This window comes from Flagellimonas beolgyonensis, from assembly GCF_003992615.1.
Taxonomy (GTDB): Bacteria; Bacteroidota; Bacteroidia; order Flavobacteriales; family Flavobacteriaceae; genus Flagellimonas; species Flagellimonas beolgyonensis.
In genome coordinates this window covers 557440-583033 of record NZ_RZMY01000003.1, presented here as the reverse complement: position 1 = coordinate 583033, position 25594 = coordinate 557440, and the positions used below count along the sequence as shown (strand labels likewise).

17 protein-coding genes are annotated in these 25594 nt (G+C 44.5%); 4 read left to right on the top strand and 13 right to left on the bottom strand.

Annotated elements, in window-relative coordinates:
• Positions 1-2: 2 nt before the first annotated feature.
• The 8 genes from EO131_RS03515 to EO131_RS03480 all read right to left on the bottom strand — a co-directional run bounded on the left by EO131_RS03515 (position 3) and on the right by EO131_RS03480 (position 15534).
• Entirely contained in the window at positions 3-2453 is a 2451-nt protein-coding gene (locus EO131_RS03515) for an FtsX-like permease family protein (RefSeq protein ID WP_127018954.1), read from the bottom strand.
• A 20-nt stretch (positions 2454-2473) separates the two neighbouring features.
• Positions 2474-4906, bottom strand: a complete 2433-nt coding sequence (locus tag EO131_RS03510) for an ABC transporter permease (RefSeq protein WP_127018953.1) — start codon at positions 4904-4906, stop codon at positions 2474-2476.
• Between the two features lie 23 nt (positions 4907-4929).
• Positions 4930-7329 (bottom strand): ABC transporter permease, encoded by a 2400-nt coding sequence (locus EO131_RS03505; protein WP_127018952.1) that lies wholly within the window; start codon positions 7327-7329, stop codon positions 4930-4932.
• A 20-nt stretch (positions 7330-7349) separates the two neighbouring features.
• On the bottom strand, positions 7350-9767 hold the full coding sequence (locus EO131_RS03500) for an ABC transporter permease (protein WP_127018951.1): 2418 nt from the start codon (positions 9765-9767) through the stop codon (positions 7350-7352).
• A 20-nt stretch (positions 9768-9787) separates the two neighbouring features.
• Entirely contained in the window at positions 9788-12145 is a 2358-nt protein-coding gene (locus tag EO131_RS03495; protein WP_127018950.1) for an ABC transporter permease, read from the bottom strand.
• A gap of 30 nt (positions 12146-12175) precedes the next feature.
• The gene (locus EO131_RS03490) at positions 12176-12871 is read right to left on the bottom strand and encodes an ABC transporter ATP-binding protein (protein ID WP_127018949.1); all 696 of its coding nucleotides are present in this window, start codon (positions 12869-12871) and stop codon (positions 12176-12178) included.
• 63 nt (positions 12872-12934) lie between these two features.
• Positions 12935-14185, bottom strand: coding sequence for an efflux RND transporter periplasmic adaptor subunit (locus EO131_RS03485; RefSeq protein ID WP_127018948.1), 1251 nt, complete (start codon positions 14183-14185; stop codon positions 12935-12937).
• An 8-nt stretch (positions 14186-14193) separates the two neighbouring features.
• Positions 14194-15534 carry a TolC family protein gene (locus tag EO131_RS03480; RefSeq protein WP_127018947.1) on the bottom strand — a complete coding sequence of 447 codons (1341 nt, stop codon included), beginning with the start codon at positions 15532-15534 and terminating at the stop codon, positions 14194-14196.
• Positions 15535-15735: 201 nt separating this feature from the next.
• On the opposite strand from EO131_RS03480, the gene EO131_RS03475 reads away from it, so the two are divergent.
• The 3 genes from EO131_RS03475 to EO131_RS03465 are packed head-to-tail and all read left to right on the top strand — an operon-like array spanning position 15736 to position 18905.
• Positions 15736-17100, top strand: a complete 1365-nt coding sequence (locus EO131_RS03475; RefSeq protein ID WP_127018946.1) for a sigma-54-dependent transcriptional regulator — start codon at positions 15736-15738, stop codon at positions 17098-17100.
• A complete protein-coding gene (locus tag EO131_RS03470) occupies positions 17100-18452 on the top strand; it encodes a sensor histidine kinase (RefSeq protein ID WP_127018945.1) in 1353 nt (450 codons plus the stop codon). The genes EO131_RS03475 and EO131_RS03470 overlap by 1 nt, the downstream gene beginning before the upstream one ends.
• Before the next feature lie 9 nt (positions 18453-18461).
• Entirely contained in the window at positions 18462-18905 is a 444-nt protein-coding gene (locus EO131_RS03465; protein WP_127018944.1) for a 3-oxoacyl-ACP synthase, read from the top strand.
• A gap of 3 nt (positions 18906-18908) precedes the next feature.
• Here EO131_RS03465 and arfB read toward each other — a convergent pair whose 3' ends face one another.
• Genes arfB through EO131_RS03450 form a run of 3 tightly spaced genes read right to left on the bottom strand, consistent with a single transcriptional unit; the run spans position 18909 to position 22494 of the window.
• A complete protein-coding gene (gene arfB, locus EO131_RS03460) occupies positions 18909-19313 on the bottom strand; it encodes an alternative ribosome rescue aminoacyl-tRNA hydrolase ArfB (RefSeq protein WP_127018943.1) in 405 nt (134 codons plus the stop codon).
• The gene (locus EO131_RS03455; RefSeq protein ID WP_127018942.1) at positions 19291-20286 is read right to left on the bottom strand and encodes a sulfate/molybdate ABC transporter ATP-binding protein; all 996 of its coding nucleotides are present in this window, start codon (positions 20284-20286) and stop codon (positions 19291-19293) included. Before EO131_RS03455 ends, arfB begins: the two co-directional genes overlap by 23 nt.
• 39 nt (positions 20287-20325) lie before the next feature.
• Positions 20326-22494 carry a prolyl oligopeptidase family serine peptidase gene (locus EO131_RS03450; RefSeq protein WP_127018941.1) on the bottom strand — a complete coding sequence of 723 codons (2169 nt, stop codon included), beginning with the start codon at positions 22492-22494 and terminating at the stop codon, positions 20326-20328.
• Between the two features lie 173 nt (positions 22495-22667).
• Between EO131_RS03450 and EO131_RS03445 the strand changes: the two genes are divergently transcribed.
• Positions 22668-23915, top strand: coding sequence for a S8 family serine peptidase (locus EO131_RS03445; RefSeq protein ID WP_127018940.1), 1248 nt, complete (start codon positions 22668-22670; stop codon positions 23913-23915).
• A gap of 63 nt (positions 23916-23978) precedes the next feature.
• Here the strand turns inward: EO131_RS03445 and EO131_RS03440 are convergent, their stop codons facing one another.
• The gene (locus EO131_RS03440; protein WP_127018939.1) at positions 23979-24992 is read right to left on the bottom strand and encodes an aspartate-semialdehyde dehydrogenase; all 1014 of its coding nucleotides are present in this window, start codon (positions 24990-24992) and stop codon (positions 23979-23981) included.
• 193 nt (positions 24993-25185) lie between these two features.
• The gene (gene mscL, locus EO131_RS03435) at positions 25186-25593 is read right to left on the bottom strand and encodes a large-conductance mechanosensitive channel protein MscL (RefSeq protein WP_127018938.1); all 408 of its coding nucleotides are present in this window, start codon (positions 25591-25593) and stop codon (positions 25186-25188) included.
• Between the last annotated feature and the right edge of the window lies 1 nt (position 25594).

The following is a 25594-nucleotide window of genomic DNA, read 5'->3' as shown; positions in this document are numbered from 1 at the left end:
GGTTATTCATTTCTCAAACTTTCCACCGGGTTAATATTCGCCGTTCTATACGTTCTAGCAGTGATCACAACAAGGGCCACCAAGAGCATCCCAAGTCCACTGGCCAGAAACACCCACCAGCTCAAGGAAGTTTTATAGGCAAAATCCTTGATCCAGTTCTGTATCAGGTACCATGATATGGGTGCCGAGATCAAAAAGGCCACCCCGACCAGGATCAGGAATTCCTTGCACAAAATGAAATTCAATTGGCCCAAACTCGCGCCCAATACCTTTCGAACCCCTATTTCCTTTACCCTTCGCTCCGTGGTGTAGATCACCAAGCCCAAAAGGCCCAAACAGCTGATCAATATGGCCAGGCCAGTGGCCCATTTGAGAAGCTGCACCGTACTCTGCTCGGTTCTATAAAAGCCCTCCACCAACTCATCCATAAACTGCACCTCCACCTCTTCATCTGGATACACAGTAGCCCATGCATTTTCAATATTTTTAATGGTGTTGGCCCAATGCTCTGCATTGCTCCCAAGATCAAAATGAATACTTTGAAAACTTGAATAATTGCGATTTCCCCAGTCCCCGGTCAATGCCAATGGATTGATGCCGGACCGCAATGACCGCTGATTGAAATCTCTCATCAGGCCTACAATTGGGATTTGCAGGGTGTCCCGTTTGATGAAGGTGCCAACAACTTCCGAAGGATTTTGAAAGCCCAGTGCCTTGGCAAAAGTTTCGTTCACCACATATTCCTTGATACTGTCGTTCAATCGGTCCCTGCCTGCCAACAATGGGATATTATAGGTTTTCAAAAAATTGACATCACCCCACAACATCTCGGTTTCTTGGTGCATTTCCGCACCATCTTTAAAATAGGTAAGCATTGTGGAGGAAACATTGTTGGAGGCGGGGGGATTATTCCCCCAGCTTATGTGTGACAACCCATCCAGTTCTTTTATCTTGGTGAACAACCGCTCTTTTTTCGACTCGGAATTATCGTTCCAGGGCAAGTAGACATAAGCAACGGCCTCTGTTTTGATGCCCATGTCCTTGTTCATGACATAGTGGAGCTGTTTGCCCACCAACATAGTAGCAATGACAAAAACCTGGGCCACCACAAATTGGAATACGGTCAGGGTCTTGCGGAGTCTCACCCCTTTGTCACCTTTTGTAAATTGACCCTTTAAGACTTGCGCCGGTTTGAACTTGGACATTACAAAAGCTGGATAGAACCCTGAAAGCAAGCTAACGCCAATGATGAGCAATAGAATACCTGTAATACCCTTTAAACTGTACAAAACGGACAAACTGATGTTATTGGGCAAGAAATCCGAAAATTGTTGCAATAGCAGAGGCGCCAAAAACAGGGAAAGTATTGCGGCAATGACGGTTAGAATTAAAGTTTCTCCAAGGAACTGCCGAACCACCTGTTTCTTTGAACTGCCCAAAGTTTTGCGAATGCCTATGTCTTTGGCGCGGGTCAATGCTTGGGCGGAATTCAGGTTGATGAAATTGGCACATCCCAGAAGCAATAAAAAGAGGGCCACAAATGAGAGACTCTTTAACACCGTTATACTGGCCACATGTTCTGAATTGTTGAAGGGATAATCCCCATTTTTTCCTCCAAAATGGATTTCGGAAAGGGGTTGGAGCACAAAAAGGCGCTCATTGTCCGCAGCCCAAGGCGCCGTGTTTTTATGTTCTTTTGCCAAGGCGTTCAACCGGGCCTGAATGATTGGAATACTTGAAGCATCCTTGATTTTGAAAAACAACTGGTCCCCAGAACTGGTCCCGTTCCATGAATCATCGGTAGCAATGTCCCTGCCATTGAACATCTTGGCCGATGCCAAAGACATAAACTCATTGAAATTCAGGTCGGTATTCTCCTTAAAATCGGCGACAACCCCAGTGACCTTTACAGCAATGGAATCGTTGTATAAGAGTGTTCGCCCCAATACGTCGGTTGTTTTTATGTGTGGGAAGTACTTTTCTGCCTTTTTTTGTGAAAGCACTACCTGAGCAGGTTCCGAAAGGGCCGTTCTACTATCCCCGGCCAGCCATTCATACCGGAACAATTGAAAATAGGCATCGTCGGCAAGTATGGCGTTATCCACATTTTTGAACTTCAAGCCAACCTCTTTGTTTTCAACTTTGGCAAAACTGGTATTGAAGAAGGGGGCTGTAAGTTCTACTCCCGCCATTCCTTCTTGAAAGGTGCGCATCAAAGGAACAGAAACACCCCTATTGGAAAATTCTCCTTCTTTTGATTTGTATTCCGTGGTTACCCGATAGATCCTGTCCTTGTCTGGATGAAAATTGTCAAAAGAGAAATCGTAGTAGACAATGGATCCGATCACCATGGCAGCACAAATGCCAATGGACAACCCGATCACATTGATGAACGAAAACAATTTGTTCTTTAAAATATTTCTCCAGGCAATTTTAAGATGGTTGAAAAACATGGTTGGCGTTTTTATAATGATTATTCGTTTCTCAAGCTTTTTACAGGATTTACAATGGCCGCCTTAATACTTTGGTAGCTTACCGTAAGCAAGGCCACACCTACCGCCATAAGCGCTGAGAGAGCGAATATCCACCAAGGAATATTGATATGGTACGAGAAATCCTGAAGCCAACGGTCCATGGCGAACCAACCCAGTGGCAATGCTATGATCACGGAAAGCCCTACCAGTTTTAGAAAGTCTATGGACAAGCGGAACACGATTTGTCCGACTCCGGCACCCAACACCTTGCGTACTCCAATTTCTTTTACCCTTTTTTGGGCATTGAAAGCGGCAAGTCCCAAAAGTCCCAAACAGGCAATGATGATGGATAGTACTGTAAAGATCATGAAAATTTGCCCCAAACGTTGTTCTGCTTCATAACTATCGTTGAAGGAATCGTCCATGAAATAATATTCAAAAGGTTGCGTAGGCGCAATATCCATCCAGATATTTTCGATGTCCGAAATGGTTCGGGTTACATCGCCTTGGTTCAGCTTTATGGCCAAGTTGCTCGCAAAATCACCCCCATAGAAAAGGGCTAGCGACTGCACCTCGTCACGAAGTGATTCATAATTGAAATCCTTTACCACCCCGATTACGGTGATCAATGACCCTTCATCAAAATTGTCAAGAAACTGTTGTCCTAAAACGGTTTCGGGAGTTTTTCCCAAAATGGAGACCGCTTTTTCGTTGATGATGATGGCGGTTGAATCACTGGCGTAGTGTTCAATATCGAAATTTCTGCCGGAGACCAACGAAAGCCCAATGGTGGAAATGTAATCCTCATCCACACGCCATTGTTGCATATTGATGGCTTTTTCCTGACTTTGATCTTCCTTTCGCATAAAGGAACTGTCACTTCTAGAAGAAGGCGTGGGCAAATAGCTGCTCAACGTAGCGGTATTTACCTGGCTTAATTGTTCCACCTCGTTCTTGAAGGCCTTTTTGTTTCCATCCAAAGAATTTATTCCTCGGATGACAAGCACTTGATCCTTGGCATATCCCAGATCTTTTCCTTGGATGTATCGCAGTTGTTGGAACACTGTTAATGTACCCATGATCAGGAATACCGAAATGGAAAACTGCAGTATTACGAGAATGTTCCTGACACGTCCTCCACTCACGGAGTTGTCCCCTTGGCCCTTCAACACTTTGGCCGCCACAAAACGGGACATGAAAAAGGCAGGGTAACTCCCCGATAATATACCCAAAGTCAAAGAAGCGATCAACAAAACCATCCAAAACATGGGATTGGCAAATGGAATTGAAAGGTCTTTGCCACTAAGATCGTTGTAGAAAGGCATTGCAATGGCTGCAATGATCACAGCAAACACCAAGGATCCCATGGCAATTAATCCGGATTCCGTTAAAAACTGTCCGATCAAACTGCTTCTCTGTGAACCCAATGTTTTCCTGATGCCCACTTCTTTTGATCGTTTCAGCGAATGTGCCGTAGTTAGGTTCATGAAATTTACACTGGCCAGCACCAGCAGGATCAGCGCAATAGCCCCCAGGATGTAAACATTTTTTATATCGCTTACCGGACTAAATTCCGGGCCTCTTCCTGAATATAGGTGTATATCCGTTAGGGCTATGGTCGAATATTTCATGTAATTGCCGGAATCCAAGAACTGTTGTTCGGTAATGCCCGGAAAAAAAGTTTGCGCATATGGAATCAAATATTTGCCTACCATGGACTGCATTTCAACCTGTAAATTTTCAACTGATGCACTGGGGATTAATTTGATGAGCGTATAATAATTATGGCTGCCCCATTCCGCCATTCGGGAATCCTCATACCCGGCCATGGCCAAGAACAAGTCTCTGTCCCTCAAAAACGAATTGTCTGGCATGTCGTCCACAATGCCGGAAACCGTGTAAACTTCGCGATCGTTCAGCACTACGGTTTTTCCAATGGCCTGCTCAATGGGGAAGTGTTTTTCTGCGGCCGATTTGGTCATCACCAACGTGTTGGGTTCTGTTAACGCTGATTTTTCATCACCATAGATCAGTTTTATGCCCAACATTTTAAAAAAGGTGGAATCGGCATAGGTAACCCCTGGTTCTCGAACATTGCTTCGTGCACCTTCCTCTTTAATGAAAACACTTCCAATGCCCCTGAATCGTGTTGTGAGTTCCACCTCGGGATAATCGTTCATCATTGCACCTGCCATGGGCGCAGAGACCTCGGCCATTTGTTCTTCCTTACCACCAAACTTCATATCTGCATTGAGCCTATAAATTCGATCCGCATCGGTGAACATGGTATCGTGGGTAAGCTCATCATAAATGTAGAGGCCGAGCAAGAGTCCGCCCGCCATTCCAATGGCCAATCCAAAGGTGTTGAGAAAGGTAAAAAAGGGTTGCTTTTTAAGGCTTCTCCAGGCTATTTTAATATTGTTTTTGAACATGACTTTGGTTTTTTGATGATGAATTATTCTGTACGCAAACTTTTGGTGGGGTTGGATCGCGCTGCTTTTATGGCCTGAAAACTAACAGTAATGACGGTGAGCAATAGCGCACCGATCATGGCAAGGGCGAAAATCCACCATTTAAGGATCACACGGTAGGGATACTCCTGAAGCCAACCATTCATCACATAGTAAGCGATGGGCACGGCGATGAAACAGGAAATGATTACCAATTTCAAAAAGTCCTTGGAGAGCATGTTCCACACATTGAACACAGTTGCCCCCAATACTTTTCGCACACCAATTTCCTTGGTACGCTGTTCGGCCACAAAGGAGGTAAGGCCAAAGAGCCCCAAGCAGCTGATCAAAATGGCCAAAGCTGTGAAAATGCCCGACAACCTGCCAATACGCACTTCAGAAGCAAATTTTTTGCCGTATTCCTCATCCACAAAAGCGTATTGGAAAGGAATGTTCGGAAAATGTTCTTTAAAAACCCGTTCTACGATAGCCAGGTTCTGCGCTGCACTTTGGTTGGGGTTCAATCTCATGTTGTAATACGAACCGTTCCCATGCCTATCATACACATACATGCCCTGCTTTACGGGTTCGTAGGGAGACTGGGCGATCATATCTTCCACCACACCTATGATTTTCATAGGTTCGAAAGGGTTTTCCGTGTCGGAATCGGTAATGAATTTGCCAACGGGGTCTTTGAGTCCCATATATTTTACAGCGGTTTCGTTCAAGAGCACGGCCGTGGAATCGGAGGCAAACTCCCTCGAAAAATCCCTTCCAGCCACAATCTTGAGATTAAGACTCTTTGCATATTCTGGAGAAACCTCGGTCCAGGCGAGATCTTCCTGAAAGCCTTCCGGTTTTCCTTCCCAATCGAATCCACTTCGGTTCGACCATATATTGGTGGTCGGTGCACTGGAAGTTGACATTTCAGTAATCGCCCCTGAATTGATGAACTCCTCACGCATCAATTCAAACTTACCCGTAAAGTCTTGGCTCATGGTCGGTATTTGGACCAATCCTTCCTTATCGTAACCAATGGGCCTGTTCTTGGCATGGTTGATCTGCTGCATTACGATCACTGTTCCGATAATGAACGCCACCGAAACCGTAAACTGGAAGACCACCAAGATTTTTCGGGGCAGGCCAGAGTGTTTCCCTGCCTTAAAAGTGCCCTTCAATACATCCACGGGTTTGAAGGAAGAAAGATACAGTGCCGGATAGCTTCCGGCGAGCAATGCGGTAAAAAAGATAAAGGCCAGCGAAGATCCCCAAAATGTAAGGGAGGTCCAAGGGAAACTCATCTCTTTTCGAGCCAATTCATTGAATCCGTTCAAGGATAACACCACAATAAAAACGGCAATGGCAAATGCGAAAAACACCACCAAGAACGATTCGCCCAAAAATTGGTTGATCAACTGGTTGCGTTGCGAGCCAATGGATTTACGAATACCCACTTCCTTGGCCCTTTTTTCGGAACGGGCCGTACTCAGGTTCATGAAGTTGATACATGCCAACAACAGCACAAAAGCACCGATGATACCAAACAACCAAACATATTTGATCCGACCACCTACTTGTTTGCCATTTTCAAAATTGGAACGCAGATGCCAATCCTTCATTGGAAGCAGAAAGAGTTGGGGGTTGAATTCCACTTCGTTTTCATTGGCCATTTTTTTAATGTCCTTTATGGTCGAGGTCACCCTTTCCATGGTGGTGTTGTCGGCCAGTTGTACAAACATTTGGAACGAGTTGTTGCCCCATTGGTCCTCCGCATTTTTGATCCATTCGTTCACCGAAACATATTTGTCCCATGGCATGATATACTTGGTGTCGTTAAAGGAATTGTTGAAGGGAATGTCTTCATATACCGCGGTCACCATCATATCGTACTGACTGTTGACCTCGATTGTTTTTCCAATGGGATCTTCATCTCCGAAAAGGGCATCGGCCGTTGATTCGGAAAGCATTATGGAATTGATTTCCCTGACACCGTCTTTCTCTCCCTTTAAAATGTTCAAGTCGAGCATTTCAGGGGCGTCCCGCTGCATAAAATTCCCGTCCCTGGAAATACTGTTTTCCCCGTATTTTAAATATTGGGGAGTGTTCCAGGATGCCATGACCACGTATTTGAAATTATCCATGTACCCTTCCCGGACCGCCATTTCCAAAGGGCGGGGAATGGCGGGACCTGTCCCGGTTTCTCCATTAAAGGTCTGTGATTGGAATATTTGGGCAATTTGGTCCTTGTTGGAAAAATAGTCGTTGTGGCTCAGTTCGTCGTTGATCCAAAGTCCAATGATCAGCGTTACGGCCATGCCCAAGGCCAGCCCACCAACGTTGATGATGGTATAGCCCTTGTGCTTGATTAGGTTTCTCCAGGCGATTTTTAGATAATTTTTAAACATGATGATCGATCTTGATTGATTTATTCGTTTCGTAAACCTTTTGTGGGTTTCATTAATGCAGCTCCAATGGATTGATAACTGATTGTTAGTATTGCTATGCTGAGTGCTATTAAGCCTGCGGTAAAAAATATGCCCCATCCAATAGTAATGTGGTATGCAAATCCCTCCAACCATCTGGACATTAAAATCCATCCCACAGGTATGGCCAAACAGATGGAAATAAGAATCAGTTTTAAGAAGTCGAAGGTGAGCAGTTGGTAAATGTTCTTGAAAGGAGCTCCCAAAACCCGCCGGATACTGATTTCCTTTCGTCGTTGCTCGACCATGAATGCCGATAGCGCAAAAAGTCCCAAACAGGCCACTAGGATGGCAAAGAGGGCAAAACTGTTGAAAATTTCTCCCATACGCTGAACATCCAAATGCATTTGGGCAAATTCTTGTTCCAAAAATGTATAACTGAGCGCTTGGTTGGGCACATTCCTGTTCCACACATTTTCTATGGCTGCCAGGGCATCTGAAGGATTCCCTTTTTCCAGTTTGATGGACACGGCTCCGAAATCTTTGCCTATGACCAAGGAAAGTGCAGAAATATCCTCTTTTAAGGATTTAAAGTGAAAATCTTCTATAACACCAATGACTGTAAAGGTTTGGCCGCCATTCTCCAACTTTTTTCCAATGGGATCTTGTAGTCCCAAGTCTGAGGCCATTTGGGAATTGATTACGATGGAATTGATGGAATCGTAAGCAAACTCCTTCGAAAAATCCCTTCCTTTTATAAGTTGGATCCCCAATGTTTTTATATAGTCGTAATCCACTCTCCAGATTTGGGCTGGAATACCTCTGCCCCCGTCGTCCTGGTCTTCTATATTAAAGGTGTTGCCGTTACGGCTGCCTCCCTCAATGGGCAAATAATTGGTGGCGGTTACATCTTTGATTTGGGATAAGGTCGCAAGTTGATCTTTGAAAGACTCCATCTTATCCCCGAGAATGTTGGTTCCCTCCAAAACCACAACCCGTTCTTTGTCGTAGCCTAATTCCTTTTGGGTGATGAAGTCCATCTGACGATAAATGATCAAGGTGCCAATGATCAATATTACCGAAGTGGTAAATTGGAAAATGACCAGGCCACTTCGCAACCTTCCACTTTTACTTCCAATGCTTAACGTTCCTTTCAATACATTCACGGGCTTGAAGGCAGACAGATAAAAAGCCGGGTACAATCCCGCCAGAATGCCAACGAGCAAAGCACTCGCCAATAGAGATGGCAAAAACCACCAAACGGACCAAGGAAGCACCATGCTTTTGGCCGCGATTTCATTAAAAGTGGGAAGTAACGCCCATGCCATGGCTATGCCCAAAACAAAGGCAATGATGCTGAACACCACGGACTCGGTAAGAAACTGGTTTACAAGGTTTTTACGGTAGGCCCCAATGGTTTTTCTAAGCCCCACCTCTTTGGCTCTATTGGCCGATTTGGCCGTGGAAAGATTGATAAAATTGATTATGGCCAAAACCAACACAAAAGCAGCAATGGCCGCAAACAACCAAACAAATTTGATGTTGCCGTGCTTAAGGCCATCTTGCATTTTCAGGTCCGATTTAAGATAGATGTCCGTTACCGGCTGTAATTTGTATTCCACCGTTCTCAATACGTCGATAAAATCGGCTGAGCGGCCTCTTTTTATTTGAGCGGGAATAACATATTTTTCAACAATGGAGGACATTTTTTGCTCCAATTCCTGAATATTGGTGTTGGGGTTGACCAATACGTAGGTAAAGTAATTCTGGTTGGTCCAACTGCCATAGGGGTCTTCTATGGGAAGAAGAAAATCAAAATCGAGATGTGAATTTTCAGGTATATCTTCCATCACCCCTGTAACGGTGTAGGGATTGGAAGCATCGTTGTCCAAGATTATCGTTTGCCCCAAAGCATTACCATTCGGAAAATATTTCCGCGCTTTGGATGCCGATAGTATAAGGCTCTTAGGTTCCGTCAGTGCGGTTTTTGGGTCGCCTTGCACAAGGGTCACCTCCAAAATATCGAACGCTTCTTGATCGGCCAGAATAAAGTTCTCCTCAAAGGTGTTCTCTTGCTCCCCTGACAGACGCATTCCCCGTTTTCCGGCGCCAAAAATTTCAATGGTATTTACTTTTCCTGCTTTGATAATTTCTGGAAAGTCAGATTGGAGCGCATCGGCAAAAGGCAGTTGAAAGTGGGTGCTTTTCATCACTTCGCCTTGGAGCACGCCTTGCATTACCACTCTGTAAATCTGGTCCTTTTTGGCGTAATGCTTATCGTAGCTCAGTTCATTCCGAATATAAAGGGCAATCAAAATACAGGCAGCAATGCCCACAGCAAAACCTCCTATTTTGATAACAGTGAAGAGCCTGTCTTTTTTAATGGTTCTCCAAGCGATATTTAGGTGGTTTTTAAACATGTTGTTCGATCTTGATTGATTTATTCGTTTCGTAAACTTTTGATGGGGTTGGTCAGTGCCGCCCTGATGGATTGAAAACTTACTGTGAAAAGAGCAATGCCCAGGGCAATAATCCCGGCAAGGGCAAACACCCACCAATGGATTTCGATTCTATAGGCAAAGCCTTCGAGCCAATTTTCCATAAAAAAATAAGCTATTGGAAAACCAATGAGCAGACTGAGCAGCACCAACTTGGCAAAGTCCATGGAAAGCATTTGACCAATCTTGGCCACGGTTGCCCCAAGAACTTTTCGTATGCCTATTTCCTTTCTCCGCTGCTCTGCAGTAAATGTGGAAAGGCCAAATAGTCCTAAACAAGAAATGATTATGGCAAGGAGCGCAAAAATTTGTGAAAGGTTGCCCACAAGTTTTTCGCTTTTGAATCTTGAACTAAACGCATCATCGACAAATTCGTACTCAAATGGAAAAGCCGGATTGTATTTTTTCATCACTTTTTCCATGGAGGCAAGAATTGAAGACATGGTATAGCCGGGCTTTGCCCTTACGTACATGTTATAGGTATATTGAGGGTAATTGTAGAACATGACCGGATCACTTGTGTTATACAAATTGCCGTATAAAAAATCCTTGACTACACCGATTACCGTAAACTGGTCTTCATCGCGGCGGATCGTTTTGCCTATAGCGGTTTCATCGCCCATTAATTTGGCAAGGGATTGGGTTATCAACACGTTTGTGCTGTCCAGTTCGACATTGTCACTAAAACCATGGCCTTCAATGATTTCCAGTCCCGCAGTGTCAAAAAAGCCGGAACTAACGAACCTATGGGAAATGAGCACATCCTTGGTGTCTTTACCTCCTGGCCATTCCCAACCAGAACTATTACTGCCCCCTGAAAGTATGGACGTATTTAAAAGAGCAACATTTTCAACAGTGCCAGACGCAATCATTTCTTGTTTTATAGGAACAAAATCCTTTAATACATTGCCATTTACGGGTAGTTGAATAAGATTTTCGCGATCATATCCCATATCGCGGCTTTGAACATGCCCAATCTGCTGGTATACAATAATGGTACTGATTATAAACACTATGGAAAAAGTGAACTGTACGACGACCAAGCCTTTTCGAATTAAAGGAGCGCTGCCTTCTTTCACCTTTATTCCCTTAATTATTTTTATTGGTTTGAAAGAGGAGAGATAAAAGGCGGGGTACCATCCGGCAAGAACACCGCAAAATAGATTGATTCCCAAAAGAGCAAACAAATGGGTGTAATTGAAGAGGTTTAATTCAATTTGCTTTTGCACAAGAATATTGAACTTGGGGAGAAGAAGTACCAACAGTAATACACTCAAAATGGTGGCCATTGTTGCGGTAAGCAATGCTTCGGCCATAAACTGCAGGATCAATCTTTTTTTGTTGGAACCCAACACTTTGCGCACGCCCACTTCCTTGGCCCTTTTTTCACTGCTTGCCGTGGAAAGATTCATAAAATTGATGCAGGCGATAAGCAAAATTATTATTGCGATCACAGAAAATAATCGCACATAAACAATCTGTCCACCAACTTTTTTACCGTTCTCAAAACTGGACCGTAAATGCCAATCTTTCATTGGGTGCAAAAAGGCATATTTCCCTTCTTTACCGGTCTTGGAAGGAATCAGCTTTTCCACTTTTGCGTTCACCGTTTCAAAATCAGCTTCCGGTGTAAGCTCAACAAAGATGTCGGCAAATCCATTTTGGTATTCATTGATCCAGTCTTTTCCAACAGCGAACCTTTCAAAGGGGGCAACCCAATCAAATTTGACGGTTACATTATTGGGCAAGTCTTCAAAAACTCCGGTTACTCGATAATTGGATTCATTGTTGACCCTGATCACTTTGCCCAAAGCATTTGACTCTTGGCCGAACAATTGGGTCGCCAACTTTCTTGAAATCACAATGGCATCAAAATCCTTTAAGGCATTCGCCCTATTTCCTTCAACAAAAGAAAGGCTGAACATGCTTAAAAAATCCGGATCTACAAAGCGACCAGATTTGTTAATGCCATTGTCGTTAACCGTAAACAACAGATTTTCCGCTACGGTTCTAGCGCTGCCAATTACGCCAGGAACTTCATCTTTTATTGCTTTTGCCAGGGGCCCTGGTGCAGATTCGTAAAACGTACGCCATTCACCTTCGTACAAGTTGTTGGTGGGCACATAGTATAACTGATCCTGTTTGGGAAAAACACTGTCGTAGTTTACTTCGTCTTCCACCCAAAGCAATATTAGGCCAGTACAGGTAATACCTATGGCAAGCCCAATAATATTTAGGGCAGTGAAGCCTTTGTTTTTCCAAAGATTTCGCCAAGCGATTTTTAGATAGTTCCTGAACATAATGTTCGTTTATGATTGATGAATAAACTCTTAGACCATGGCTCCCATAGGTTTGTTCTGGCTTTCGGTCACTATTTGACCGTCGAACAGGTTGATGACCCTGTGCGCGTAGTGCGAATCGCGATCGGAGTGGGTTACCATTACAATCGTGGTCCCTTCTTGGTTCAACTCGGTAAGAAGGTTCATCACCTCGATACCGTTCTTGGAATCCAGGTTACCCGTTGGCTCATCCGCCAATATCAGTTTGGGGTTGGTCACTACCGCACGGGCTATGGCCACCCTTTGTTGCTGACCTCCCGAAAGTTGTTGTGGGAAGTGCTTTTCCCTGTGGGCAATTTTCATGCGCTCCAATACTTTCTGGACTTTCTCCTTTCTTTCCGCTTTGCTCATTTTCAAATAAATAAGCGGCAACTCCACATTTTCGAAAACAGTAAGCTCATCGATCAGGTTGAAACTCTGGAAGACAAAACCCAAATTTCCTTTTCTGAGTTGTGTGCGTTGACTTTCTTTTAAGCCACCTACTTCGTGTCCGGCAAAATTGTAGCTGCCGTCGGTCGGGTTGTCCAACATGCCTATGATGTTCAACAAGGTGGATTTACCGCATCCGGATGGGCCCATAATGGCGACAAATTCCCCTTCGGCCACATTCAGGTTTACCCCGTTCAGGGCCAACGTTTCCACTTCCTCTGTTCGGAAACTCTTTTTAAGATTTTTGATCTGTATCATTTCTTTGATGGTTGTTTAAGATATATTAAAGACTCTTTTTTTCATTGCTGTTACACTTCTGGATCATTTGAGCACGATCCGTTCCGCATCACCAAACGTATCATAGTTACTGGTGATGACCTGTTCTCCTGGTTGAAGCCCTTCCAGGACCTCATAATATCTTGAATTTTGTTTGCCCAATCGCACATTTCGCCTAATGGCTTCATTGCCATTCGGATCTACCACAAACACCCATTGGCCCCCGGTACTTTGGAAAAATCCACCCTTCGGCAACAAAAGCGCGTCATTGGATTCGCCCAACTGCAATCTGATGTTATAGCTTTGCCCTGCCCTTATGGTTTCGGGCTTTTCATCCACAAAAACCAAATCCACGCGGAACCTTCCGTTTCGTACTTCGGGATAAACCTTGCGCACACGAAGTTTGTATTCGTTTCCGTTGCGCTCCAAGGAGGCAGATAGGTCACGTTTTACACGATCGATATAATGTTCGTCGATATCGGCCTCAATTTTAAAGTCGGTCAATACGTTGATCTGTCCAATGCGCTGTCCTTGTTGGATGTTTTGCCCGATTTCGGCATCCAAAAAGCCCAATTGGCCATCGGCAGGGGCCCTTACGTTGAGGTGGTCCAAGCGTTCGTACACCATGGAAAGGGTCTTGTGCATCCGCTCCAAATCAGTATCCAGTCCTTTTAGGGAAGTTTCCCGCAATTGGTCATCCTGTTCGGTCTGTAGCTTAACTATTTCATGTTGTTTTTGTGCCAGTTCATAATCCTCTTTGGCTTTCAAATAGACTTCTTTTGAGATCAATTCATCGGCATACAACTCTTGGTTCTGCTCAAAATTACGTTTGGCTCTTTGTAGATCATATTGAGCCGTGGCCAACGATTTTTTTCCTTCCACCTGTCGGGAATCGAAGGTAAGTTTGGTGGAGCGCAAATCGTTTTGCTTGAGCGCGAGGTTACTTTCGCTGGCCAATATTTGCTCGTAAAGCGCCATGTTTTCCAGTTTCAGGATGATGTCGCCTTTCTTGACCATGGAGCCTTCCTCGATCAACTTTTCCGAAACCCTCCCGCCTTCATAAGCATCCATATAAATGGTGGCAATTGGAGCAACGTTACCATTAATGGTAATATAGTCATCAAACTTGCCGTCGGTGACCGTTGCAATGGAAAGCCGTTCCTTTTCCGTCCTAAAAGTGGACAAGCTTGTGGCAAAGATCAGTTTCCATCCCACAAATAGGAGCAAAATTCCCAATGCGATATAACCGTAGTGCTTTGGTTTTAGTCCTTTCTTTTTTTCTAATTGTATATCCATGGTTGTTTTTAGTTGATATTAAAAATGGGCAGACCGCTGTAAAAATCGATAGTGCGTTGGTTCACCTTCAGCTTGAGCGCTGCCTGTAGGTTTTCGTTTTGTGCGATGCCATAAAGGTTTTTGGCCTGAAACAATTCCAAAGCGTTGATCAGTCCTTTTTCGTAGCGCTTTTGTGCAATGGTAAAGGCCAATTGTTGGGCTTTTACCTTTTGTGTGCTTTGGTCATATTCTGCCAATATGGCCTGGTTGTCCTGAACCAATTGCTGGATAAGTTTGAACAATTCCTGCTCTTGGATCTCCAGGTTGTTCTTGGCCTGCATATAGGCAATCTTTTGCTGTTTGGCCCTAGAGTGGGCCGACCATCCATTGCTTATAGGGATGTTCAACTGTGCGCCCACAAATTTGGAGGTATTGTCGTTGAACTGTGTCTTAAAAGGAATCACATTGCCGTTTTCATCCACATTCGTCTCAAAATAACTGGTCCCATAACCAGCCACCAACGATAGGGAAGGAAATAATGAACCACGGGTGGCATGCAGTTGTTTCTTGGCTGCCGTGACCCTATATTCTTGGGATTTTACCAAGGGTACAAAATTTCTGGCGGTCTGGTATATGGAATCCAAAGTAACTTCTTCGTTTTGTTCTGGAATCACCTCTTCCAATGTTTCCTGTATTTCAATGGTGTCAACATCGGTCAGGTTCATTTCCTGCATTAGGATTAATTTGGCATTGGCCAGTAAGTTTTTATTTTGGGTCACCAATAATTTATCACCCAGCAGGTTCGATTCCGCTTCATAAAGATCGGCACCCGCCATTATCCCCAGTTCCACTTGTTTTTGGACCAGATCAAAATTGCCTTGGGAAATTTCCAATTGCTCCAAGGAGTTGGCAACAAGCCCTTCATAGAATTGAATATCGTAAAAAGCGCGCATCACCCTAAAAGCCAGCAAGAATTTTTGTTGCATCACATCTTCTTGGGTGGCCTTGTAGATAAACTTGGTTGCTTTGATGGTATTCAATTTTTGAAATCCCCGAAACAAATCCAGGTTGGCTCCCAACGAATAATTGTTGCTAAAGAAATCGGTGTTCACAAAATCGTTGGTTTGTGGATCGGCCGATCGACCATATCGAATGGTGTAATCGGTATATCCACTCACCGAGGGCAACAGGTCCCTTACGGATTGCCTGTAACTTTCTTTACTGGAATCGTTATTGAAGGCCGTGTTCTTCACTTGAAGGTTGTGTTCAATGGCATAGGCCACACACTCATCCAATGTCCATTTTTCTTGCGAAAAGGAAACCAGGGAGACAAGTAAAACGAAACTTGATATGTATTTTTTTAGGTTCATAGTTTATTCCTGTGCCAAACTAATGACCATTCTTATGCCAAAAACATAAACAACAGATAATCAGACAGATATAAAAACAACTTATATCAATTTAAGAAGAACGTGTAAAAAAATTGTACAAAAAACGTCCAAATATTTTACACATTGATTGGTCGTATTGGGTCAATTTGTAGTTTTAGATGTCTTTTTGAGTCTTGAATTATGGTAGATGCCAATATTTTGGTCATTGATGACAACCGAAGCGTACTGAGTGCTTTGGAGATTTTGTTGCAGTTTGAGTATAAAAGTGTGCAGACACTTTTTAACCCAAACCAGATTTCTTCGTTCCCCAATATGGAGGACATCGACATTGTGTTGCTGGACATGAACTTTTCGGCAGGAGTAAATACCGGAAATGAAGGTTTGTATTGGTTGGGCGAGATCAAAAAGAAATCTCCCAACACTTCGGTGATCATGATGACCGCTTATGGGGCCGTGGACCTTGCCGTTACTGCCTTGAAACGGGGCGCATCCGATTTTGTACTGAAACCCTGGAACAACGAGCGTTTGATGACCACCGTAAAATCGGCTTATGAACTTCGGAAGTCAAAACAAGAGATTCACAATCTGAAGAAAAAAGAGAGCAACCTGAAGCAGGTGATCAATGAGGGACGAAATTTCATCATTGGTCAGTCCAAGGCTTTGACCTCTGTATTGAATTTGGTGGCCAAGGTGGCCAAAACGGACGTGAATGTGCTCATTACGGGAGAAAATGGAACCGGTAAAGAGCTTATTGCACGGGAACTTCATCGATTATCGGCCCGTAAGGATGAGGTGTTCATAAATGTGGACATGGGCTCAATTGCCGAAAATTTGTTCGAAAGCGAACTTTTTGGACATACCAAGGGCTCCTTTACCGACGCCAAGGAAGATCGTGCCGGAAAATTTGAAGCCGCCCACCAAGGCACATTGTTTTTGGATGAGATTGGGAACCTTTCCCTTCAAATGCAGGCCAAGTTGTTGTCTTCCATCCAGAACAGATCAGTGGTCCGGGTGGGATCCAACAAACACATACAGGTGGATATACGATTGGTGTGTGCCACCAACTGCAATCTGGAACAAATGGTGGCCGATGGGCTTTTCAGGGAAGATTTGCTCTATCGTATCAATACCATTCATATTGAAGTGCCCCCCCTTCGCGAACGGGGAGAGGATGTTCTGGTCCTAGCGGATTTTTTCCTGAAGAAATTTGCCCATAAATACGACAAACCCGGGTTGCGCATCAACAATGTGGCCCAAGAAAAGTTGATGGAATATCCATGGCCAGGCAACGTGAGGGAATTACAGCACACTATGGAGCGGGCCGTGATCTTATCCGATGGCAATGTGCTCAAACCTTCTGATTTTTTGCTACATGCCAAACCATCACAATCATTTGACCATCATCCGTTGACGCTGAATGAGATGGAACAACAAATGATCCTGAAAGCCTTGGAGCAGCATGAAGGAAACTATAGTGCTGCCGCCGAGCAATTGGGCATTTCCCGACAAACCCTGTACAACAAATTGAAGAAAAGGCACGACTGATGGCCAGTAGAAATTTTTACATCCAGCTCATTCTTCGGGTCATTTTTATGACGCTTACGGCTTTGGGTCTTGCGTTTTCCATTGTGGAAGGATGGTACTTTACTTCAGGATTTTGTCTTTTGTTGTTATTGGCCCAAGTGTACGGACTCATCACCTTTATCAATAGCACCAACCGAAAGATTGCCTATTTCTTCGACGCCATTAAAAATGAGGATTTTACCCTTCGTTTTCCAGAAGGGGTCACCATCAAATCGTTCAAGGAACTCAATCAAAGCTTGAATCGGGTAAACGGATTGATCCAAGAAGTGCACCTGCAACTCCAAATTCGGGAACAATACTATCAGGAAATCCTGAAACAGGCCAGCATCGGCATCATGACCTACAACGAAAAGGGACATATCCTTTTTGCCAACCCCACACTGGAAAAATTGTTGGATTATACCCCATTGAACCACATCAAACAATTGATGCAGGTTGATGAAAACCTGTATCATGTCTTCAAAAACTTTAAGCCTTTCGAGCGGAAACTGTTCCAGTTGGCCAATGAGCGGGAGCAGACCCAATTGGCCTTAAAGTCCACCCCATTGACCCTGGACGGGCAATCACTGCTTTTGGTCGTGGTACAGGACATTCATAAGGAATTGGATGAAAAGGAAACCGAATCGTGGGTGCGATTGATTCGGGTACTGACCCACGAGATCATGAACACCATAACCCCAATCGCCTCCATTTCAGATTCCATCATCAAATATTATAGAAACAATGGCAAGATCACCCCTTTGGAAGAATTGGAAGAGAGCCAAATTCGAAACACGCTAAAAGGATTGGAAGTGATCAAGGAACAAGGTGGTGACCTTATGGATTTTGTGCAATCGTATAGAAGCCTGTTGCATGTACCGGACCCCAACAAATCGATCGTAAAGGGAAAAGATCTTTTGGAAAAGATCGAGGTGTTGATGTCGGCCCGGCTGCATGAAGGAACTCCCGAGTTCAAAGTGCAATGCCACCCAGAAACCCTGGAGTTTTTTATAGATGAAAAACAGATTTCACAAGTATTGATCAATTTGGCCAAAAATGCGCTGCAATCTGTGGGCGATATGGAAGGAGGAAAAGTGATCATGATGGCCGGAACCGATACAAATGGGGCAAAATATATCGAAGTGGTGGACAATGGGCCGGGGATTACCCCAGAGGTGATGGAGGAGATTTTTGTGCCCTTTTTTACAACCAAGAGTGAAGGCACTGGAATAGGGTTGAGTCTTTCCAAACGGGTGATGCAATTGCACGGGGGAACCATTCAGGTACGATCGGTTCCCAATCAAGACACGGTATTTCGATTGACATTTGCTTAATACACAAGAATGAAGAAAGCATTGTTGCAATTTTGTTGGGACCATGTTGAGGTGCGGTCCAAACGACTAAAATTAAGTCTGGAAGGATTGCAGGAATCGCTGGATTCCGAGACCAAAAGTACCGCCGGAGACAAACACGAAACGGGAAGGGCCATGGTACAATTGGAGCAGGAAAAGTTGGCCCAGCAGGTACAGGAACTGGAACAAACCCGGAACATTCTCAAGAAAATCGATATTGAACGAAAGTCGAACAGTATTGGTTTGGGGAGCTTGGTCAAAACCAGTTTGGCCGATTACTTTATTGCCATTTCAGCCGGGACTTTTAAGCATGAGAGCGGCATGGTGTATTGCATTTCCGCCAAAGCGCCCATTGCGCAGCTGTTGATTGGAAAATCGATGGGGGACAATTTTATGTTCAATGGCAAAACCAACGCTATTTTGTCATTTGAATAATTTTCAATCCAATTTTGGAGGTTTTCGAGTAGCCTTCCGTTCAGCTGACATTTTTTTGAGCTTTAGCCTTTTTTCGACTGAAGATCTTGTGGGTTTGGTCGGCTTTCGTTTTTTGGGGACCATCAAGGCGTTTTTCAGCACCTCAAAAAACCGTTGGATCACGATATCCTTGTTTTTGTGCTGGCTCCGGGCTTCATCACATTGAAGTTGGAGCACTCCATCGTTGGTCAAACGTGATTTGAGTTTCAACAATACCCGTTGCTTTTCGGAATCGGACAACCCTTCGGAATCGGTCACATTAAAGGTGAGCTCCACTTTGGATGACACTTTGTTCACATGTTGACCTCCGGCACCACTGCTGCGCACTGCCTTAAATTGCAATTCCCTATGGATTTGATCCTTGTCCAACCTGAAGTCGTTTATTGATGGTCTTTAAAGATACATTAAGAAATACGTTTTTGCCCGCTATCTGTTTGTCCTCCGAATTGAAAAAAAGCGTAATCCCCTCCTCGGTTTTTCCTTCATTTAGGAAGTGGCTTCCTTTAAAAAATGAATGTACGACCTCCACTTTCAGGCCAGATGTCTTGGATATTTGAAACTCATGCGGATAGACCAGCACGGAGCGGTCGATTTCCGCATAGGATTTGAGCAGTTTAATGGGCACTTGGTTTACTTCGCCAAATAAGGATGCGGTGTAATAGTTTGGCGGTGTCCGATACAGTTTCTTGGTTTTTTGGTCGGCAATGATCTGTCCCTTTTCCATGATCAGGGTCCGCTTGGCAAATGGGAGCACATCGTTGGGGTCGTGGCTGGCGGTTAACACGGTAATGCCCTTTTTCTCGAGATAAAGGAAAAGGTTTCTCCGTAACGAATTGCGTTTAAAATTATCGATATGTCCGAAGGGTTCGTCCAGCAACAGAATCTCCGGCTCTTGCGCCAAAACCCTCGCCAACGCCACCCGTTGTTGTTGGCCACCGCTAAGGAATTGAACTTTGGTCTTGGCAAACTCTTCCATTTCGATGAGTTCCAATAATTCGGCTATCCGTTCGGGATGGTTGTCCCTTTCAAAAACCGATAAAAACTGGCCAATGTTCTCCTCCACCGAAATGAAGGGCATCAAATCAAAGTCCTGGGCCAAGTATTTCATGTAGGGCTCACCGGGCACCAAATTGAAGTTGGGGCCCATTGCTTCTGTCTCGCCCCAAAAAATGGAACCCTCTTCCACATGGAGCAAACCGTAGATGATTTTGAGCAACGTACTTTTTCCCGATCCACTCTCCCCCATCAGGGCCAAATGCTCCCCTTTGGCCACTTCAAAATTAATGTCCTTTAAAATGGTTTGGTCATTATACCCAAAGGATGTTACCTGAACTTTTAGCATAAATAAAAGGGCCGCTAACTAACGGCCCTTCGGTATTGTTTAGTCTTTAAATTCTTTTAGGACCGCTTGGTTGGGCAACTCATCATAGCCCATGTTGAAAAAGGTAAACCCAAAAATATCGGCATACTGTTCAATGGTCTTGCTCACCGGTGTCCCCGCACCATGACCGGCATTGGTCTCGATTCGGATAAGGGTCGGGTTGTTTCCGGCCTGCTTTTCCTGTAGTTCCGCAGCAAACTTAAAACTGTGTGCCGGTACTACACGATCATCGTGATCGCCCGTAGTCACCAAAGTAGCGGGATAGGCAACGCCTTCTTTCACATTATGGACAGGGGAATATCCTTTCAGATATTCAAACATTTCTTTGTCGTCCTCGGCGGTTCCGTAGTCATAGGCCCATCCAGCTCCTGCTGTAAAGGTGTGATAACGCAACATGTCCATAACACCCACAGCCGGCAGGGCCACTTTCATTAGATCGGGTCTTTGGGTCATGGTGGCACCCACCAACAATCCACCGTTGGATCCACCTCTTATGGCGAGGTAGTCCTTGGAAGTGTAATTGTTTTCAATCAGATATTCCGCGGCTGCGATAAAATCGTCAAAAACATTTTGCTTTTGAAGCTTGGTACCGGCAATGTGCCATTTTTTGCCATATTCGCCACCACCTCTTAGGTTTGGAACGGCATAGATGCCTCCTTGCTCCATCCACACGGCATTTACAATGCTGAAAGAGGGGGTCAGGCTAATGTTGAAGCCTCCATAACCATACAAAATGGTCGGATTTTTTCCATTGAGCTCCAATCCTTTTTTATAGGTAATGATCATTGGCACTTTGGTGCCGTCCTTAGAGGAGTAGAATACCTGCTTGGATTCATAATCATCCGGATTGAAATCGATTTGGGGCTTCCAATACTGTTCGTAAGCACCCGTTTCCACGTTGTACTTGTACAAAGAACCGGGAGTGTTATAATTGGTGAAGGAGAAGTAGAACTCCTTGTCTTCCTTTTTACCACCAAAGCCTCCTGCACTTCCCACACCGGGTAATTCCACTTCGCGGATCAACTTTCCTTCATAGTCGTACTGCATTACTTTGGAGATGGCATCCACCATGTATTCGGTGAAGAAATAGCCGCCACCCGTACCGGCGGTCAACACATTTTCGGTTTCAGGAATCAAGTCCTTCCAATTTTCAGGGGTGGGGTTTGCCGCATCCACGACCACCACTTTTTTGTTGGGGGCCTCCCTATCGGTCACCAAAAACAATTGGGGACCTTCGTTGTCGATCACATAGGTGTCCGAATCGGTATCGTCCAAAATGGTCACGAGTTCGGGATTTTCTTGGGTGAGGTCCATCATAAACAATTTATTGCCCGAAGTGGAAATGGATGCTGAAATGAAGAGGTAATTTTGGTCTTCGGAAACATAACCGCCCACATATCGGTGCTTTTCTTCGGGGGTGCCTCCAAAAATGACCTTGTCCTCGGATTGGGGCGTACCCAGTTTATGATAGTACAATTTATGTTGGTCCGTTTTGGCAGAGAGCTCACTACCTTCCGGTTTGTCGTAGCTGGAATAGAAGAACCCTTCGTTGCCTTTCCAAGAAATGCCACTGAATTTGATGTCCACCAAAGTGTCCTCTACGATTGTCTTGGTTTCTGCATCGATTACAATGCCCTTACGCCAGTCGCTTCCGCCTTCAGAAATCAAATAAGCGGCTTTCGAGCCATCCTTTGTAAAACTGAGTCCCATTAACGAAGTGGTCCCGTCTTCAGAGAAAGTGTTGGGGTCCAGGAACACTTCTTCGTCCCCATCTCCTTTTTTGCGGTACACCACATATTGGTTCTGCAACCCATTATTTTTGTAGTAATAGGTGTAATCACCTTCTTTGAACGGGGAACCTATTTTTTCGTAGTTCCAGAGTTTTTCCAACCTATTTTTAAGGTCTTCCCGAAAAGGAATCTTGTCCAAATAGCCAAAGGTGGCCGCATTTTGTTCTTTGACCCATGCTTCGGTCTCGGCACTGCGGTCATCTTCCAACCAACGATAAGGGTCTTGTACATCTGTTCCGAAGTAGTTGTCGACCGTATCGACTTTTTTGGTAGTTGGGTAGTTCACGGTGATAGTTTCGTTTTTTGGTTCTGATTTACATCCTACAAACAGTATGGTTACTGGTAGCATATAAATCAATCGATGAAGGTAGTTTTTCATGTTGTTTAGAGAATTTTTTTAAATGTATGATACAATAGGGAAAGGTAGAATAACTAGGTAGTTTTCATGTCCATATTTAACTTGCTTTAAGATTTTTTTAAGAAATATTTGATTTGATAACAAATAATTAGGAGGAAAAGTATTACATTCAAACCAATCAAAATTATATCATTATGAAAAGACCTCTTTTAAAAAGTATGGCCCTTGTGGCCAGCACCGGTTTGATTCTGTTCTCTTGTTCAGAGGATAGCCAAACAGAAATGGAAAACATCGAAAACCAAATTGCAATTCCTGAAATTGAAGAAGCAGTGATGTTCAATCAAGGCAGTTATGAGATTGAAGGATCGTACATTATCGTATTCGACAAAAAGGTTACCGGTGATGTGGGAGCAAAATTCCCAAATGATTACACCTCGGCCAAAAGTGCAGTAAAACAATTGGCAACGGATGTTTTGGGCAGTTTGCAAATGAAAGGTGAAGCCATCAATAATGTGTATAGTAAGTCTTTAATGGGTGTCTCTGCATCCATGACGGCGGAACAGGCCGCAAAATTGGCCAATGATAATCGAGTGGCCTATATAGAAAAAGATCAGATGTTCACCTTGGCGCCTCCTCCAGGAAAGGGACCAGGCGGCGGTGGCGGTGGCGGTTCCACAGGCCAAGAGACCCCTTGGGGCATTGCCCGTGTAAATGGTGGCACTACCTACACTGGTAATAACGTAGCCTGGATCATCGACTCGGGTATCGATTCCAGCCATGAAGATTTGAATGTGGATGCCAGTCGAGGTTTCAACGCCTTTACAAATGGCCCAGATTCTGATATTTTGGTTGACAACAACGGACACGGAACCCACGTGGCCGGTACTGTTGCTGCTATTGATAATTCCGTGGGTGTTGTGGGTGTCGCCGCAGGCGCCACTGTTATTCCGGTAAAAGTATTGGACCGTCGAGGTAGCGGTTCCTATTCCGGGGTAATTGCCGGGATTGATTTCGTGGCGGCCAATGGTTCCAACGGGGATGTGGCCAACATGAGTCTTGGTGGTGGATTTTCTCAAGCGGTAAACGATGCGGTTATTGCGGCGTCTTCCACTGTGAAGTTTGCCATCGCTGCCGGTAACGAAAGTTCTGATGCGAACGGTTCGTCTCCTGCCTCTGCAAATGGTCCGAACATTTATACCATTTCGGCGATGTCACAGGGAGATAACTGGGCGTCCTTCTCGAACTACGGAAACCCACCAGTGGATTATTGTGAGCCAGGTGTGGCCATTAAGTCCACATGGCCAGGTGGGTATAACACCATTAGCGGTACATCCATGGCATCGCCACACGCTTGCGGTATTTTGCTACTGGGCAATATTGGCAATGGTGGAACAGTTAGCGGAGATCCAGATGGTAATGCCGATACCATTGGTGTCAACTAAAACAAACCAAACTAAAAGGAAAAAGGGGCCATTTGGCCCCTTTATTTTTTGAACACTATAATATTATGAGATGGCTTCAGGCGTGTTTGAAACCAAATTATGCGCCACCAAATATTCTGCAATTTGAACCGCATTGGTGGCAGCTCCTTTTCTTAGGTTGTCTGCAACGATCCACATGTTCAAGGTATTGGGTTGGGTTTCGTCCCTACGGATGCGTCCCACAAAAACATCGTCCTTGCCATTGGCGAACATGGGCATCGGATAGGTGTTGGTTTCTGGATTGTCCTGAACCACCACACCTGGGGTTTCGCTCAATAATTTGCGCACCTCTGCCAAATCAAAATCGTTGTGGAATTCCACGTTCACCGATTCGGAATGCCCACCAGCTGTTGGTATGCGAACAGCAGTTGCAGTAACGGAAAAGGTACGGTCGTCCAATATTTTTTGAGGCTCCCGGGCCAATTTCATCTCTTCTTTGGTGTAACCGTTTTCCAAGAACACGTCGCAGTGTGGCAAGGCATTTCTATTGATGGGATAGGGATACGCCATTTCCCCATCAATGCCGGCAGCTTCATTTTCCATTTGTTGTACCGCCTTTACCCCAGTTCCTGAAACGGATTGATATGTGGATACGATGACCCGTTTCATTTGGTATTTTTTGTGCAAGGGATCAAGGGCCATCACCAATTGAATGGTGGAGCAGTTCGGGTTGGCTATGATTTTGTCCTCAACTGTAAGTTGATCCGCATTGATTTCGGGCACCACCAATTTTTTGGTGGGATCCATCCGCCAAGCTGATGAATTGTCGATTACCGTGGTACCTACTTCCGCAAACTTGGGTGCCCATTCCAAAGAAGTGTCTCCTCCAGCGGAAAAAATGGCAATATCGGGTTGGGCAGCAACCGCATCGGCCAAACCAATCACAGTATATTCCTCATTTTTATAAGTAAGTTTTTTGCCCACAGAGCGCTCCGAGGCAACCAACAACAATTCGGTAATGGGGAAGTTTCGCTCTTCCAGCACCTTCAACATAACTTCGCCGACCATTCCGGTGGCACCTACAACTGCTACTTTCATTTTAATTTGATTTCTTGCCGCAAAGGTAACCCAGCCAACGGTTTAAACAAGTAATTTCGCCATCAATAATCAAAAAATAACAAAATGTTATAAATAAAACAACCATCAACATGTTAGCGAAACACATTGATGGTTTTTAATGGATTATTGTGGTGTAGCGGCAGTGCCGAAACTAAATCGACACCAACGATTTTTATTTCTTCAACAAATCGCGAATTTCTGCCAACAGCTCTTCTTGGGTTGGTCCTTTTGGAGCTTCTGGAGCAGATTCTTCTTTTTTCTTCATCTTGTTCACACCTTTCACGATCATGAACATAACGAAAGCAACGATCAAGAAGTCGATAACGTTGGTTAAGAACTCACCGTACATTACGGCTATTTCCCCCACGGTTTCCCCAGCATCATTCACAGTTCCCTCGTTAATTACATATTTTAGGTCGTTGAAATCGGATTTGAACAGCAAACCGATCAATGGTGAAACAATGCCACCGGTAAAAGAGGAAACCACTTTATTGAAAGCGGCACCCATAACGAAACCTACGGCGATGTCCACCAGGTTTCCTTTCATTGCAAAGTCTTTAAACTCTTTTAGAAATCCCATT

Bases quoted from the DNA above. Each gene is read 5' to 3' on its own strand.
- EO131_RS03515 (WP_127018954.1), bottom strand. From the start codon at position 2,453: ATGTTTTTCAACCATCTTAAAATTGCCTGGAGAAATATTTTAAAGAAC.
- EO131_RS03510 (WP_127018953.1), bottom strand. From the start codon at position 4,906: ATGTTCAAAAACAATATTAAAATAGCCTGGAGAAGCCTTAAAAAGCAA.
- EO131_RS03505 (WP_127018952.1), bottom strand. From the start codon at position 7,329: ATGTTTAAAAATTATCTAAAAATCGCCTGGAGAAACCTAATCAAGCAC.
- EO131_RS03500 (WP_127018951.1), bottom strand. From the start codon at position 9,767: ATGTTTAAAAACCACCTAAATATCGCTTGGAGAACCATTAAAAAAGAC.
- EO131_RS03495 (WP_127018950.1), bottom strand. From the start codon at position 12,145: ATGTTCAGGAACTATCTAAAAATCGCTTGGCGAAATCTTTGGAAAAAC.
- EO131_RS03490 (WP_127018949.1), bottom strand. From the start codon at position 12,871: ATGATACAGATCAAAAATCTTAAAAAGAGTTTCCGAACAGAGGAAGTG.
- EO131_RS03485 (WP_127018948.1), bottom strand. From the start codon at position 14,185: ATGGATATACAATTAGAAAAAAAGAAAGGACTAAAACCAAAGCACTAC.
- EO131_RS03480 (WP_127018947.1), bottom strand. From the start codon at position 15,534: ATGAACCTAAAAAAATACATATCAAGTTTCGTTTTACTTGTCTCCCTG.
- EO131_RS03475 (WP_127018946.1), top strand. From the start codon at position 15,736: ATGGTAGATGCCAATATTTTGGTCATTGATGACAACCGAAGCGTACTG.
- EO131_RS03470 (WP_127018945.1), top strand. From the start codon at position 17,100: ATGGCCAGTAGAAATTTTTACATCCAGCTCATTCTTCGGGTCATTTTT.
- EO131_RS03465 (WP_127018944.1), top strand. From the start codon at position 18,462: ATGAAGAAAGCATTGTTGCAATTTTGTTGGGACCATGTTGAGGTGCGG.
- EO131_RS03455 (WP_127018942.1), bottom strand. From the start codon at position 20,286: ATGCTAAAAGTTCAGGTAACATCCTTTGGGTATAATGACCAAACCATT.
- EO131_RS03450 (WP_127018941.1), bottom strand. From the start codon at position 22,494: ATGAAAAACTACCTTCATCGATTGATTTATATGCTACCAGTAACCATA.
- EO131_RS03445 (WP_127018940.1), top strand. From the start codon at position 22,668: ATGAAAAGACCTCTTTTAAAAAGTATGGCCCTTGTGGCCAGCACCGGT.
- EO131_RS03440 (WP_127018939.1), bottom strand. From the start codon at position 24,992: ATGAAAGTAGCAGTTGTAGGTGCCACCGGAATGGTCGGCGAAGTTATG.
- mscL (WP_127018938.1), bottom strand. From the start codon at position 25,593: ATGGGATTTCTAAAAGAGTTTAAAGACTTTGCAATGAAAGGAAACCTG.